This window comes from Pseudomonas sp. MS646 (assembly GCF_036693845.1).
Lineage (GTDB): Bacteria > Pseudomonadota > Gammaproteobacteria > Pseudomonadales > Pseudomonadaceae > Aquipseudomonas > Aquipseudomonas chlororaphis_E.
The window spans coordinates 6,192,275-6,206,375 of sequence record NZ_CP144763.1; the positions used below are offsets into that span (position 1 = coordinate 6,192,275).

At 62.6% G+C, this 14,101-nt stretch carries 12 protein-coding genes; 9 read left to right on the forward strand and 3 right to left on the reverse strand.

The genetic code is table 11. The annotated features are described in order from the left end of the window. Window positions 1-161 precede the first annotated feature (161 nt). The 8 genes from V3H56_RS27500 to V3H56_RS27535 are packed head-to-tail and all read left to right on the forward strand — an operon-like array spanning window position 162 to window position 9,165. Entirely contained in the window at window positions 162-1,076 is a 915-nt protein-coding gene (locus V3H56_RS27500) for a GDP-mannose 4,6-dehydratase (protein ID WP_123579279.1), read from the forward strand. Next, window positions 1,073-2,041 carry a GDP-mannose 4,6-dehydratase gene (gmd, locus tag V3H56_RS27505; RefSeq protein WP_042731396.1) on the forward strand — a complete coding sequence of 323 codons (969 nt, stop codon included), beginning with the start codon at window positions 1,073-1,075 and terminating at the stop codon, window positions 2,039-2,041. The genes V3H56_RS27500 and gmd overlap by 4 nt, the downstream gene beginning before the upstream one ends. Before the next feature lie 3 nt (window positions 2,042-2,044). Then, window positions 2,045-3,487 (forward strand): mannose-1-phosphate guanylyltransferase/mannose-6-phosphate isomerase, encoded by a 1,443-nt coding sequence (locus tag V3H56_RS27510; RefSeq protein WP_042731397.1) that lies wholly within the window; start codon window positions 2,045-2,047, stop codon window positions 3,485-3,487. Then, window positions 3,487-4,284, forward strand: a complete 798-nt coding sequence (locus V3H56_RS27515) for an ABC transporter permease (protein ID WP_047739389.1) — start codon at window positions 3,487-3,489, stop codon at window positions 4,282-4,284. The genes V3H56_RS27510 and V3H56_RS27515 overlap by 1 nt, the downstream gene beginning before the upstream one ends. Further along, window positions 4,284-5,549 (forward strand): ABC transporter ATP-binding protein, encoded by a 1,266-nt coding sequence (locus tag V3H56_RS27520; protein ID WP_338474061.1) that lies wholly within the window; start codon window positions 4,284-4,286, stop codon window positions 5,547-5,549. Before V3H56_RS27515 ends, V3H56_RS27520 begins: the two co-directional genes overlap by 1 nt. After that, on the forward strand, window positions 5,546-6,913 hold the full coding sequence (locus V3H56_RS27525) for a glycosyltransferase family 1 protein (protein ID WP_338474062.1): 1,368 nt from the start codon (window positions 5,546-5,548) through the stop codon (window positions 6,911-6,913). The genes V3H56_RS27520 and V3H56_RS27525 overlap by 4 nt, the downstream gene beginning before the upstream one ends. After that, window positions 6,904-8,034, forward strand: coding sequence for a glycosyltransferase family 1 protein (locus V3H56_RS27530; protein WP_338474063.1), 1,131 nt, complete (start codon window positions 6,904-6,906; stop codon window positions 8,032-8,034). Before V3H56_RS27525 ends, V3H56_RS27530 begins: the two co-directional genes overlap by 10 nt. Next, window positions 8,035-9,165 (forward strand): glycosyltransferase family 4 protein, encoded by a 1,131-nt coding sequence (locus tag V3H56_RS27535; protein WP_042731402.1) that lies wholly within the window; start codon window positions 8,035-8,037, stop codon window positions 9,163-9,165. It begins immediately after the preceding gene. A gap of 51 nt (window positions 9,166-9,216) precedes the next feature. Here the strand turns inward: V3H56_RS27535 and V3H56_RS27540 are convergent, their stop codons facing one another. Together V3H56_RS27540 and V3H56_RS27545 are read right to left on the reverse strand one after the other, a co-directional pair. Continuing rightward, complete coding sequence (locus V3H56_RS27540) at window positions 9,217-9,843, reverse strand: glutathione S-transferase (protein ID WP_042731404.1); 627 nt, start codon at window positions 9,841-9,843, stop codon at window positions 9,217-9,219. Between the two features lie 125 nt (window positions 9,844-9,968). Then, a complete protein-coding gene (locus V3H56_RS27545; protein WP_047739386.1) occupies window positions 9,969-10,871 on the reverse strand; it encodes a LysR family transcriptional regulator in 903 nt (300 codons plus the stop codon). A 404-nt stretch (window positions 10,872-11,275) separates the two neighbouring features. On the opposite strand from V3H56_RS27545, the gene V3H56_RS27550 reads away from it, so the two are divergent. Further along, window positions 11,276-13,423, forward strand: coding sequence for a sulfatase-like hydrolase/transferase (locus V3H56_RS27550; RefSeq protein WP_338474795.1), 2,148 nt, complete (start codon window positions 11,276-11,278; stop codon window positions 13,421-13,423). Window positions 13,424-13,502: 79 nt separating this feature from the next. Here V3H56_RS27550 and nudK read toward each other — a convergent pair whose 3' ends face one another. Further along, a complete protein-coding gene (gene nudK / locus V3H56_RS27555) occupies window positions 13,503-14,099 on the reverse strand; it encodes a GDP-mannose pyrophosphatase NudK (RefSeq protein WP_047739385.1) in 597 nt (198 codons plus the stop codon). Window positions 14,100-14,101: the final 2 nt, after the last annotated feature.

The window sequence follows — 14,101 nt, forward strand, 5'->3', positions numbered from 1 at the left end:
TTGCGTTATTGAAATTGCCGCGAAATTGGCACAGATTGGCAACCAAACAACTACAACAAACGCTTCTCTTGGCCGATTGTTGAGGGATATTTCCCCGATCTTACGGAGATTTCCTACTCGACTCAGCCAGGCATGAGGCACTCTTCAAAGGGGGTTGGTGCTTGAAAAAACGTCTGTTCGTCACGGGCCTCAGTGGTTTCGTAGGACGTCATATCAAATCACGTCTGGATGCTCCCGATTCGGCCTGGCACGTCATGCCCGCCGCCGCCCGCTACGACCTGACCGACAGCAAGACCCTGGAAGCCCTCTGGCCCGAAATACCCGACGCGGTGATCCACCTGGCGGGGCAGACATTCGTCCCCGAAGCCTTTCGTGACCCGGCACGTACCCTGCAGATCAACCTGCTGGGCACGTTGAATCTTCTCCAGGCCCTCAAGGCCCGGGGGTTCAGCGGAACGTTCCTGTACATCAGCTCCGGTGACGTCTATGGCCAGGTCAGCGAGAGCCAGTTGCCCATCACCGAGTCGCAACCCGCCGCCCCGCGCAACCCTTATGCCGTGAGCAAACTGTCAGCCGAGCTGTTGAGCCTGCAATGGGGCATGAGCGAGGGCTGGCCGGTGCTGGTGGCCCGTCCGTTCAACCACATTGGAACCGGCCAGAAGGACAGCTTCGTCATTGCCAGCGCCGCCCGCCAGATCAGCCGGATCAAGCAAGGCCTGCAACCGGCCCGGTTGCAAGTGGGCGACATCGACGTGACCCGCGACTTCCTCGACGTCGGCGACGTGATCTCGGCCTACCTGGCCTTGCTCGACAGCGGCGTGCCGGGCCAGGTCTACAACATCTGCTCGGGCCGCGAGCAGAGTATTCGCAGCCTCATCGAGCAATTGGCCGACATCGCCCAGGTCGATGTGCAACTGATCCAGGACCCTGCGCGCCTGCGCCGTGCAGAGCAACGTCGCGTCTGTGGCAGCCCCGCCAAGCTGCAGCAGGCCACGGGATGGATACCTGAAACAACAACACAACAATCCTTGCGGGCGATCCTGTCCGACTGGGAGATACGGGTACGAGAAGAATGAAAAGTGCATTGATCACAGGGATCACCGGCCAGGATGGCGCGTATCTGGCCAAGCTGCTGCTCGACAAGGGTTACCGGGTCCATGGCCTGGTGGCGCGGCGAAGCAGCGATTCACGCTGGCGACTACGCGAGACCGGTATCGAACAGGACATCGTCTACCTGGACGGCGACATGGCCGATGCCTGCTCGGTACAGCGGGCCGTGATCAAGTCGGCGCCGGACGAGGTCTACAATCTCGCCGCGCAAAGCTTCGTCGCCGCCTCCTGGGACCAGCCGGTGACCACCGGGATCGTCGACGGGCTGGGGGTGACCCACCTGCTCGAAGCCATTCGCCAATTCAGTCCCCATACCCGTTTTTACCAGGCGTCCACCAGTGAAATGTTCGGCCTGATCCAGGCCGAGCAACAGGACGAACACACGCCGTTCTACCCGCGCAGCCCCTATGGCGTGGCGAAGCTGTACGGCCACTGGATCACCGTCAATTACCGTGAAAGCTTCGGCCTGCACGCCAGCAGCGGCATCCTCTTCAACCATGAGTCACCCCTGCGCGGAATCGAGTTCGTGACCCGCAAGGTCACCGATGCCGCGGCTCGCATCAAGCAGGGCAAGCAGCAGGAGTTGCGCTTGGGCAATATCGACGCCAAGCGTGACTGGGGCTTCGCCGGCGATTACGTCGAGGCCATGTGGCTGATGCTGCAACAGGACAAGCCCGACGATTACGTGGTGGCCACCGGCGTGACCACCACCGTGCGGGAAATGTGCAGGATCGCCTTCGAACACGTCGACCTGGACTACCGGGACTTCGTGAAGATCGACCCGGCGTTTTTCCGCCCGGCCGAGGTCGAGGTGTTGCTCGGCAACCCGGCCAAGGCCCAGAGAGTGCTGGGCTGGAAGCCCAGGACCGACCTCGACACCCTGATCCGCATGATGATGGATGCGGACATGAAACGCGTCGCCAAGGAGTAGGCCATGCTCATTCCCGTGATTCTCTCCGGCGGTGCCGGGACGAGATTGTGGCCGGTGTCCCGCGAGGGCCATCCGAAACCCTTCATGGTCTTGCCCGACGGCCAGTCGTTGCTGGGCAAGACCTACCGACGCGCCGCAGGGTTGTTCGACGGCAGGGGCGATATCGTCACCGTCACCAATCGAGAGTATTACTTCCAGAGCCGCGACCATTATCAGAACGCCCACCTGGAGCGCCATCGCGGGCACTTCGTCCTGGAACCGACGGGTCGTAACACCGCACCCGCGATTGCCGCCGCCACCCTCGCCGTGCAGGCCCTGCACGGCGACGATACGATCCTAGTGGTGATGCCCGCCGACCACCTGATCCAGGATGAAGCCGCCTTCAAGGCATCCGTGGACCACGCCGTGGAGCTGGCCAAGCGCGGCCACCTGGTGACCTTCGGCGTATTGCCGACGACACCGGAAACCGGCTTCGGCTACATCGAACGAGGCAAGCCGCTGGACACTCGGGGCGCGGCCAAAGTCGTGCGCTTCGTCGAGAAGCCCGACTTGCAGACCGCCACCCACTACCTGGAGAGCGGCCGCTTCCTGTGGAACTCGGGCATGTTCTGCTTTTCAGCCAAGACCCTGCTGGCGGAGTTGCACACCCACGCCCCCGAACTGCTGGAGAAGGCCCGCGCCTGCATCGCCGCGAGCACGGCCGTGGAGACGGCAGGTTGCGTGCAGCAGGAGTTGTCCGCCGAACATTTCGCCGACATGCCGGACATCTCCATCGACTACGCCCTCATGGAACGCTCGGCCAACGTGGTGGTGATCCCGGCGGCCTTCGACTGGAGCGATATCGGCTCCTGGACCGCCGTCGCCGGCCTGGTGCCGGCCGATGCGCAAGGCAACCGCACCACGGGCGAGGCCTTGTTCATGGACAGCCAGCGCAACTTCGTCCAGAGCGACGGGCGCCTGGTGGCGGCCCTGGGCGTGGAAGACCTGATCATCATCGACACCGCCGACGCCGTGCTGGTGGCCCATGCCGACCGCGCCCAGGAGGTTCGTCGCGTGGCCCGGCAGCTCAAGGACAAGGCGCACGAAGCCTATCGCCTGCACCGTACGGTCAGCCGCCCCTGGGGCAGCTATACCGTGCTCGAAGAGGGCCCGCGCTTCAAGATCAAGCGCATCGTGGTCAAGCCGGGCGCCTCGCTCTCGCTGCAGATGCACCACCATCGCAACGAACACTGGGTGGTGGTCGAAGGCATGGCCAAGGTCACCAACAACGGCTCGGGTTCGCACCTGGTGGCCAAGAACGAGTCGACCTTCATCCCCGCCGGCCACAAGCATCGCCTGGAAAACCCCGGCGTCATCGACCTGGTCATCATCGAAGTGCAGAGCGGCGAATACCTGGGGGAGGACGACATCGTTCGCTTCGAGGATCACTACGGCAGGGCCGGCTGATGTTATTGACCCTGCAACGCACTCTGTGGAGCTATCGCGGCTTCGTCCTGGGCAGCGTCAAGCGCGAGTTCCAGGCGCGCTATCGCAACTCGTTGTTCGGCGCGCTGTGGACGGTGCTCAATCCGCTGTCGATGATCCTGGTGTACACGGTGATTTTTTCCCACATCATGCGGGCTCGCCTGCCGGGTGTGGAAGATGGCATGGCCTACAGCGTCTACCTTTGCGCCGGGTTGCTGACTTGGGGTTTTTTCGCCGAGATCACCACCCGCAGCCAGGGCATGTTCCTGGAAAACGCCAACCTGCTGAAAAAAATCAGCTTCCCCAGGATCTGCCTGCCGGTGATCGTGCTGCTCAACGCCGGGATCAACTTCGCGATCATCCTCGGGCTGTTCCTCGGCTTCCTGCTGATCACCGGGCGCTGGCCAGGCCTGAGCTTGCTGGCGCTGGTCCCGCTGCTGGCCCTGCAAATCATGTTCGCCGCGGGGCTGGGCATGCTTCTGGGGATTCTCAACGTGTTTTTCCGTGATGTCGGCCAGTTGTTCGGTATCTGCCTGCAATTCTGGTTCTGGCTCACGCCGATCGTTTATCCGATCACGATCCTCCCCCCTTCGGTCCAGCCATGGCTGGCCCTCAACCCCATGACCGCCCTGATGCAGAGCTACCAGAACCTGTTCCTCTACAACCAGTGGCCGGACTGGGGCTCGCTGTTGCCGTTGCTGGTCGTGGGCCTGCTGCTGTGCATCACCGGCCTACGCCTGTTTCGCACGCGCGGCGGTGAAATGGTGGACGAACTCTGATGGGACATCTACGTGTCAGTGGCCTGGGCAAGGCCTACAAGCAGTACCCGAATCGATGGAGCCGGCTGTTCGAATGGTTGATCCCCTTTTCCCGCCAGCGCCATCAGTTGCACTGGATCCTGCAAGGGGTGGATTTCGAGATCCAGCCCGGTGAAGCCGTCGGTATCGTCGGGGTCAACGGGGCCGGTAAAAGCACGTTGCTGAAGATGATCACCGGCACCACCCAGCCCACCTGCGGCCAGATCCAGCTGCGAGGCCGCGTCGCCGCGTTGCTGGAACTGGGCATGGGCTTCCACCCGGATTTCACCGGCCGTCAGAACGCGTTCATGGCCGGCCAGTTGCTGGGCATGCAGGTCGAGGAAATCCAGGCGCTGATGCCCGAGATCGAAGGGTTCGCCGAAATTGGCGAGGCCATCGACCAACCGGTGCGCACCTATTCCAGCGGCATGCAGATGCGCTTGGCCTTCAGCGTCGCGACGGCCCGGCGCCCGGACATCCTGATCGTCGACGAGGCGCTGTCGGTGGGCGATGCCTACTTCCAGCACAAGAGCTTCGAGCGCATCCGCAACTTCCGCAAGGCCGGCACCACGCTGCTGATCGTGTCCCATGACCGCTCGGCGATCCAGTCGATCTGCGACACCGCCATCCTGCTCGAACACGGGCGCATGGCCATGCACGGCAAGCCCGAAGAAGTGATGGACTACTACAACGCCATGCTGGCCCAGCGCGAAGGCCAGGTGGTGCGCCAGGAAATGCTCGCCAACGGCCAGGTGCGGACCATTTCCGGCACCGGCGAGGCCGGCATCCTCGATGTGCAACTGCTCAACAGCCAGGGCCAGGCGGTGGAAGTGGCCGAGATCGGCCAGCCGATGGTGCTGCAGGTCCGGGTCGAGATTCGCCAGGACATCGAGCGCCTGGTGCTGGGTTTCCTGATCAAGGACCGCCTTGGCCAACCCATGTACGGCATCAACACCCACCGCCAGGACAAGGCGGTGACCGACCTCAAGGCCGGTGAACAGATCACCTTCCGCTTCAGCTTCGACATGCGCCTGGGCAAGGGCAACTACTCCGTTGCCCTGAGCCTGTCGCGGCTGGATTCGCACCTGGACCGCAATTTCGAATGGCGCGACTACGGCTTGGTGTTCCACGTGATCAATAATCGCCAGGAAGACTTCGTCGGCTGTTCCTGGCTCCAGGCCCGGACCAGCATCCAGCGTTCGAGCCAGACGGCCGTCGAAGCACTGGCGCAAAAGGAGTTGCCATGACCCGTCTGCTGGTCGATTGCACCTACGTATACGACCACCCGAATGACAACTCGGGCATTCAGCGAGTGGTGCGCAACGTTATTCGCCAACTACCGGCCAAGGACCGGGGACGCGAATGCATTCCGGTAGTGATGCTGCAGGGCAAGCTGTACGAAGTGAAAAGCCTGGCGCCCTTGCCCACAAGCGGGCTGGACCTGGCCGGCCTGCGCGTACGGCTGCTGCAGTTCGCCAATCTGTTCTGGGTCAGGCACAGGTCTCTGGAACAGCAGCGGCCTTTCAGCCAGTCGATCTGGGCGCGCCGCTTCCTGTACATTGCCTGCCGACTGTTTGCCCTGGGCTGCCTGAGCATCCCCATTCGAATCCTCGATCGCCTGCTCAAGCGCAAGCCAGGCCCGGAACGCAGCGTACCGCTGGCACATCGAGCCGGCGATCAACTGGTGTTGCTCGATTCTTCCTGGCACTCGGGCTTCTTTCCCCTGGCCGAACAACTCAAGCGTGACGGCGTCGGGATCATCTCGGTGATCTACGACCTGATTCCCCTGACCCATCCGCAATTCTGCGACGCCGGGCTGGTCAAGGTGTTCAACCATTGGTTCGACTGGATTGCCCGTACCGCCGACGGCTACATCGCCATTTCGCTCACCATCCGTGACCAGCTTCGCCAGGAAATGGTCCGACGCCTCGGCGAGCAACAGGTGCGCGAACGCTGGTTCGACTATTTCCATCTGGGCAGCGAACTGGACTTGGCCGACACCTCGCAAACCGTTGACCCAAACCTGTCGCGTCTGTTCCAGCAGCCCGAGCCGGTGTTCCTGATGGTCAGCACCATCGAACCGCGCAAAAACCATGCGTATCTGCTCGATGCCTTCGAGCGGGCCTGGGCTGCCGGTTCACGGGCAAGGTTATGCATCGTCGGGAAGGTCGGCTGGAAATGCGAAGCCCTGATCGAACGTATCAAGCGTCATCCACAACTCGACAGCCGCCTGTTCATGTTCAACAACCTGGCGGATCGAAGCCTGGAGCACGCCTATCAACACTCCACCGCCCTGGTATTCCCATCCTACGTGGAAGGCTTCGGCCTGCCGTTGGTGGAGGCCATGCAACGCGGCTTGCCGGCAATGGGCAGCGATATCGAAGTGTTCCGGGAAATCGGCGGTGATTTCATGACCTACTTCGACCTCGACGACCCCCAGAGCCTGGCGAACCTGGTTCTCGACATGGAACACACCGGGGTATTCCCGGCCAAGCGCAACCTGGATCAATGGCAATGGCTGAATTGGCGCCAGGCCAGTGCACAACTGGTGGAGCGGATCGAACACCATGTGGGGCAAAGGGTCGTCGACCGGGAAACAGCATGCGGATAGCCCTCAACGCCCGGATTCTCCAGGCGCCGCGCACCGGCATCGGCCAATACGTAGCAGAGCTGGCCACCGCCCTGGCCCGGGAACCGGACGTGCAGTTGTCGCTGTTCCACGGCTGGGGCTGGAGCCGGCAGTTGCCGCAAGCAGCCAAGCCTGGTTATTCCAAGCTGAGCCCATTGCTGCGACGGGTTCCGGGCGCCTATCAGGCGCGGCGCTGGCTGGAACAGAAACGCTTCGATCAACGCCGCTCAAACGCTATCGACTTGTATCACGAACCCAGCCTCTGGCCGCTGGCCTTCGAAGGGCCGACGGTGATCACCCTTCATGACCTCACGCACCTGCGCTACCCCGAGACGCAACCGGCGGCCCGCTTGAAGGAAATCGAGCGACGGCTCAGCCGGGCGGTGGAGCAGGCGCAACTGATCATGACCGACTCGCAGTTCATCGCCGATGAGGCCCAGCAGCATTTCGGCCTGCCAGCCGAGCGCCTGAGGGTTGCGCCGCTGGGGGTGGCGGCCCGTTTCCACCCGCGCGAACCGGAAGCGATCGACGCGGTGCTCAAGGCCCATGGCGTGGAGGCGGGGCGTTATTTCCTGTGTGTCGGCACCCTGGAGCCACGCAAGAATCTGTCATTGGCTCTTCGCGCCCATGCCGGGCTGCCCGAGTCCATCCGTCAGGCCTTTCCTTTACTCATTGTAGGAATGGGCGGATGGCAACAAGGGCAGTTCAATGAAGAGTTGCGAAAAGCCCTGGCTGACGGGCATGTTTGTCTGACCGGGTACCTGCCGGACGAGCAGGTCGCCCAACTCTTGGCCGGCGCACGCGCACTGATCTTCCCTTCGCTCTACGAGGGCTTTGGCTTGCCGGTGCTCGAAGCGATGGCCACTGGAACACCGGTGATTACCACCCGCTGCTCGGCGATGCCGGAGGTGGCCGGGCTGGCCGGCAACTATTGCGAGCCGCACGACCACCAGGGCCTGCGCGAAGCCATGCTACGGTTAATGGAAGATCGGCTGCACTGGCAGGCGTGTCGGGAAGCGGGATTGCAACAAGCGGCGCTGTTTTCCTGGGAGCGCTGCGCCAAGGTGACCGCGGGCGCGTATCGCCAGGTTTTGGGAGGTTGAATGCGAGTCCTGCACTTTTACAAAACCTATCTGCCTGACTCCATGGGGGGCATCGAACAGGTCATTTTCCAACTGTGCGACAGCACCGACCGGCTGGGCGTCAATAACACCGTACTGTCGCTGAGCAGGGAGCCCGCTGCCGACCCTATCCGGATCCGACAACATGATGTTCATCAAGCCAGGATGGATTTCCAACTGGCTTCCACCGGTTTTTCCTACAGTGTCTTCAAGAAGTTTCGCGAGCTCGCCGCCGAAGCGGACGTGATCAACTACCACTTCCCCTGGCCGTTCATGGACCTGGTGCATTTTTTCAGCGCCGTGAAAAAGCCCTATGTGGTCACCTATCACTCCGACATCGTTCGCCAGCGCAACCTGCTCAAGCTCTACAAACCGTTGATGCGACGCTTTTTGGACGGCGCCGATCGCATCGTCGCCGCATCGCCCAATTATGTGCACACCAGCGATGTGCTCAAGGACTACCCGGACAAAACCCGGCTCATCACCTATGGCCTGAACAAGAGCAGTTATCCACAGCCTGACGCCGAGCGCATGGCGGGCTGGAAGGCCAGACTAGGCGAGCGCTTCTTTCTGTTCGTTGGGGTGATGCGCTACTACAAGGGCCTGCACATCCTGCTCGACGCCCTCAAGGGCGCGGATTATCCCGTGGTCATCATGGGCGCGGGCCCGCTGGAAAAAGCGCTGCACGCCCAAGCCGCGGCATTGGGCTTGCGCAACCTGCACTTTCTCGGGCGCCTGGGGGATGAAGATAAAGTCGCGCTGCTGGAACTGAGCTACGCCATCGTGTTTCCCTCGCACCTGCGCTCCGAAGCCTTCGGTATCTCCCTGCTCGAAGGCGCGATGTTCGGCAAGCCGATGATCTCCAGCGAAATCGGCACCGGCACCAGCTACATCAACATCCACAACGAAACCGGCCTGGTGGTGCCCCCGAGCGATCCCGACGCGTTCCGCGAAGCGATGCGCACCCTCTGGGATAACCCGGCGCAGGCGCACGCGATGGGCGCCAAGGCCGAAGCCCGCTACCGACTGCTGTTCACCGCCGAAGAGATGGGCCGCAAGTGGGTGGAGCTGTATGAAGAGTTGCTGGAGGAAAAGGCGCTTTCGTACGCATGACGACCATGGCCAGGGAGCCGGCTCCCTGGCCGCAAGGTCGTGGTCGATGGCTCAAGCCGTTTTCTGCAGCCCGATCACCGTACGCGGCATGCCCACGAACCCCGGCAACGCCTCGATCCGCGCCAGCCATGCCCGCACGTTGGCATAGTCCTCCAACGACACGTTGCCTTCCGGCGCATGGGCGATATAGGTGTAGCCGGCGATGTCGGCGACGGTCGGGGTGTCTCCCGCCAGATAAGGGCTGTGGCTCAGTTCCTGATCCACGACCTTGAGCAGGGCGTGAGAACGGGCAATCACGTCCTCGGCGTTATAGGCCGCGCCGAACACCGTGATCAGCCGCGCCGTGGCAGGGCCGGCATGGATCGGCCCAGCCGCGGCCGACAGCCAGCGCTGCACCCGTGCGGCGCCAATCGGGTCGGTTGGCAACCAGCGCCCCTGGCCATACTTGTGCGCCAGGTACACCAGGATGGCATTGGAGTCTGCCAGCACTACACCGTCATCATCGATGACCGGTACCTGGCCAAAGGCGTTGATGGCGAGGAACTCGGGTTTTTTATGGGCACCCTTGGCCAAATCGACGAACACCACCTCGACGGGTAGCTCAAGCAACGACAACATCAGTTCAACGCGATGGGAATGGCCGGAAAGCGGGAAATGGTAGTGCTTGATGGGTTTCATGGTCGACTCCGCTGAGGTGGACGCCATCACCGGAACGGCGTCGATGGAGTCATCCTGCGCTTGAACCGATAACTCGAGAATCACCCGCAAACGCAATCCATTATTTCAACGGAGGAAATAATGCCTCAGCCCCTCAAGGCCGGGACGTGGCGCAATGCATTGACGGTAAAGTCGACAAAACTGCGCACCCGCGCCGGTGCATTGCGCCCACCCTGATACACCACATGGATCGGCAGCGGCGGCAGTTCGAAATCAGCCAAGACAATCTCCAGCTCACCGGTGGCCACAGGATCGGCCACCTGATAAGACAGCACCCGCGTCATCCCCAGGCCCTGGCGGGCTGCGTTGATCGCGGCCTGGTTGGCCGTCACCGCCAATCGCGGCGCGAGCCGAACGACCAGCGGCTGTTCGCCCTCGGCGAAGGTCCAGCTTCGGTTCTGGTTGATGGCCGATGACAACACCACCGGCATCTGCTCCAGCTCGCCGGGATGCCGGGGCCGGCCATGGCGGGCGAAAAATCCCGGCGAACCGCACACCACCAGCCGCACCTCGCCCACGCGCACGGCATGCTGGCTGCTGTCCGGCAACTCGCCGATGCGTACCGCCACGTCGATGCCCTCCTCGACCATGTTGACGTTGCGATCGAGCAGCAAGGCGTTGATGCTGACCTCGGGAAACTGCAGCAGGTAGTCAACCAGCAACGGCGTAACGAAGGACTGGCCGAACAACACCGGCGCGGTAATCGCCAGTTGCCCACGAGGCTGGACATGGCTTCCCGCCGCCGAATCCTCGGCTTCCTGGAGATCGTTCAGGATCCGCCGACAATCTTCCAGAAAGCGCTGGCCCGCTTCGCTCAAGTAGACATTGCGCGTGGTGCGCACCAACAGGGGCGTACCGATGCGCTGCTCCAAGGCCGCCACCGCCCGCGTGACACTGGCCGCCGACAGGCCAAGACGCCGTGAGGCCGCCGAAAACCCCGACTCCAGCGCCACGGCGACAAACACCTGCATTTCCTGAAACCTGTCCATCCAGCCCCCCGATGAGAAATCCTGATACAAGTTTTCCAGACATCCTGAAACAGCGCTACGCAGCCAGTGTAGAGGCCTGGGCCAGTGAACCACAGCGTAGCGCCGCCGGACACTGGGACATTGAACCGGTCGTTGGCAGGCATGCTTGGTACCATCGCGCCGTGTGACAATTTGATGACGAAGGAAAACCCTGTGGGAGCGAACCTGCTCTCGATGGCGGCGGATCAACATGAAAACCAGCGGCTGATTCACCGTCTTCGCGACCACGCCCGTTCCACAGGGTTTGTCTGCTGTTTCATGGATTAGCTTCGACCGAAGGCCTGCTTGTGAAAATTTTTTACCCCCGTTTAAACCCTCCCTACACGCCCCTTCTTGCCTTGATCGGCTGCGTGCTGTTGACCCCGATGGGCCTGCGCCTGGCGCTGGGCTGGTCCGACCCGCTGGGCTATCTCTCGGACCTGGGCGTCGGCGGGTTGCTGGTCGCGCTGCTCTACCGTCGCCCCTGGTGGCTGGCATTGCCCGTGTTGCTGGCCTGGAGCGCGTTGACCCTGGCCAGCATCGAACTGGTCAGCGCCGTCGGGCGGATGCCCAACCCTTCGGACGTGCATTACCTGATCGATCCGCAATTCGTTGAGAACTCCACCAGTGGCGGCTTCGCCCACCCCTGGCTGGCCACGTTCCAGTGCGCGGCACTGGGGTTCTGGCTGCTGGTGCAATGGCTCAATCGGGCGCGACCGGCCCCACGCTTGCCGCGCCATGCCTGGGTAGCGCCGCTGCTGGTGCTGCTGATCCACGGTGCGGTGCAATCCTGGCGGCCCAGCGAGGCGGACCAGTGGAACCTGTTCAACCTGCCCCATCAATTGGCTACCGCCGCCCTCGCCGAGGGTCAGGAGCGCGCCCAGCAATGGCTCGAAGGCAGCGCCCCGGACCCGGTGCCGCCCATGGACGGACTCACCCGCCTGGACCTGGACGGGCAACGCTTGCTGACCGAGCCGGGCAGCGCGCGCAACGTCCTGGTCATCGCCCTGGAAGGCATTCCCGGGGCCTACGTGCGTGCCAATCGCCAGGCGTTGAACAGCACCTATCAAGAAGACCTGATGCCGCACCTGAGCGCCTGGGCCGAGCGGGGCATGAACACCCCCGATTACGTCCTGCATAGCCACCAGACCATCCGAGGCCTGTACGCCATGTTGTGCGGCGACTACGACAAACTCGACGACGGCACGCCCAAGGGCGTCGAAATGCTCAACCAGACCCAGCGCAACCAAGCCTGCCTGCCGGCCCAATTGCGCCAGAACGGTTTCTCCACCCACTTCCTGCAAGCCGCCGGGCTACGGTTCATGGCCAAGGACCGGATCATGCCGCACATCGGCTTCGACACGGCACTGGGCGTGGAGTGGTTCACCCAGCCCGCCTACCTGGAATTCCCCTGGGGCAAGGACGACAAGACCTTCTTCGAGGGCGCGCTGGACTACGTCGGGCAATTGCAACAGGCGGACCGGCCGTGGATGCTCACCTTGCTGACCGTCGGCACGCACCAGCCCTACTCCGCACCCGATGACTACCTGCAACGCTACGACTCTGCCAAGCAGGCGGCGGTCGGTTACCTGGACGACGCCTTGGACAGTTTCCTGGCTGGCCTTGAGCGCCAGGGCATCCTGGACAACACCTTGGTGGTGATCACTTCGGACGAATCCCATGGCATCGACGATGTGCGCCTGGCGTCATCCTGGGGTTTCAACCTGATGCTGGCGCCGGAACCATTGCCCAGGATCAAATCAGGGGTCTATGGCCACGTGGACCTGAGCGCCTCGATCCTCGACTACTTCGGCTTCGCGGTGCCCACGGCGTTGTCCGGACGCTCGATGCTCAGGGATTACACGACGGGCCGGGAGATCATGTCGTTCACCAACGGCAAACTGCGCCATCACGACGGCAACGGCACGTTCACCGAGTGCGATTTCCTGCAGCGTTGCCGGTCCTACGCCAGCCCCGGCTTTATCGCCGACCGGGCTGTCTACAGTGGGCAATACAGCGGCCAGCGCGCACGGCTGATCAGCGCCCAGGCCACCGCCCTGGGCCAGACCCTGCTGCCCACGCCTCTCAACCAGCGTTATCAATTTGGCAGCGCAGAAAAGATCCCGCTGCCGGCTCAGGTCTCCAACGACTGGACCGACAACCTGATCGGGGCCCAGTACCTGGAGATGCCCAAGGGCTCGCAGACCCGCGTCAGCCTGACCATCCGCGCCCTGGAGGCCGACCACGCCGCCTATATTTCCCTGAAGGCCAAGGAGTTCGAACAGGACGTCGCCATGGACCTGCCGACCGAGGTGGCGGTAACCCCCGAGCAGCCGCTGGTGATGGACATCAGTTTTGACAACCCGCAACAGCGCAAGGCCTTTTCCTTCCACCTGCTCGGACATGGGGTGGGCGCCATCGAGATCAGCGACTTCAGCGTCGTGACCGAACTGCCAGGCCAGCCGGAGCAACCGGAATATCTGGACGAGTACCTGGACGATGGGCAGGACGACGGCGAAGTCCAATCCAGCTGAACAAAAAACGCGCAGCCTTTGAAACAGGCTGCGCGTGATCGAAATCGCCCAATGCCACTCGGTGTGGGGATGCCCCAGGCTAATCCAGCAAGCGGTGCAGCTTCGCGTACTGCAACAGCATGATGGTCTTGGCGTCGCAGATCTCCCCCGCCTCGACCATGCCCAGGGCCTGGTCGAGGGACATCTCCAGCACCTCGATCTCCTCGCCCTCCTCCTCCAGCCCACCGCCTTCATGCTGCTTGTCTTCGTCGAAATACTCGCCGACGAAAAAGTGCAGCCGTTCCGTCACCGAGCCCGGGCTCATGAAGGCTTCGAAGACCTTGCGCACGTCCTGGATGACGTAGCCGGTTTCCTCTTGGGTTTCCTTGCGGATGCAAGTGTGCGGGTCGTCGTTGTCGAGCAGCCCGGCGCAGGTTTCGATCAGCAGGTCATCGTGCCCGTTGACGAAGGCCGGAAAGCGGAATTGCCGGGTCAGGACCACGGTCTGCTTGGCCTTGCTGTACAACAGGATGGTGGCGCCGTTGCCCCGGTCGTAGGTCTCGCGCGTCAGTTCCTGCCATCGACCGTCACGACCGAGGTAGTCGTAGGTGGTCTTGCGCAGTACGTACCAGTTGTCCGAGAGGACTTCGACGTGCTTGATCCGCACACGGTCCTTGATGCTGGTTGCCTGGGTCATTC

Coding starts and splice junctions, on each gene's coding strand:
- gmd (WP_042731396.1), top strand. CDS start 1,073: ATGAAAAGTGCATTGATCACAGGGATCACCGGCCAGGATGGCGCGTAT.
- V3H56_RS27510 (WP_042731397.1), top strand. CDS start 2,045: ATGCTCATTCCCGTGATTCTCTCCGGCGGTGCCGGGACGAGATTGTGG.
- V3H56_RS27515 (WP_047739389.1), top strand. CDS start 3,487: ATGTTATTGACCCTGCAACGCACTCTGTGGAGCTATCGCGGCTTCGTC.
- V3H56_RS27520 (WP_338474061.1), top strand. CDS start 4,284: ATGGGACATCTACGTGTCAGTGGCCTGGGCAAGGCCTACAAGCAGTAC.
- V3H56_RS27525 (WP_338474062.1), top strand. CDS start 5,546: ATGACCCGTCTGCTGGTCGATTGCACCTACGTATACGACCACCCGAAT.
- V3H56_RS27530 (WP_338474063.1), top strand. CDS start 6,904: ATGCGGATAGCCCTCAACGCCCGGATTCTCCAGGCGCCGCGCACCGGC.
- V3H56_RS27535 (WP_042731402.1), top strand. CDS start 8,035: ATGCGAGTCCTGCACTTTTACAAAACCTATCTGCCTGACTCCATGGGG.
- V3H56_RS27540 (WP_042731404.1), bottom strand. CDS start 9,843: ATGAAACCCATCAAGCACTACCATTTCCCGCTTTCCGGCCATTCCCAT.
- V3H56_RS27545 (WP_047739386.1), bottom strand. CDS start 10,871: ATGGACAGGTTTCAGGAAATGCAGGTGTTTGTCGCCGTGGCGCTGGAG.
- V3H56_RS27550 (WP_338474795.1), top strand. CDS start 11,276: ATGGGCCTGCGCCTGGCGCTGGGCTGGTCCGACCCGCTGGGCTATCTC.
- nudK (WP_047739385.1), bottom strand. CDS start 14,099: ATGACCCAGGCAACCAGCATCAAGGACCGTGTGCGGATCAAGCACGTC.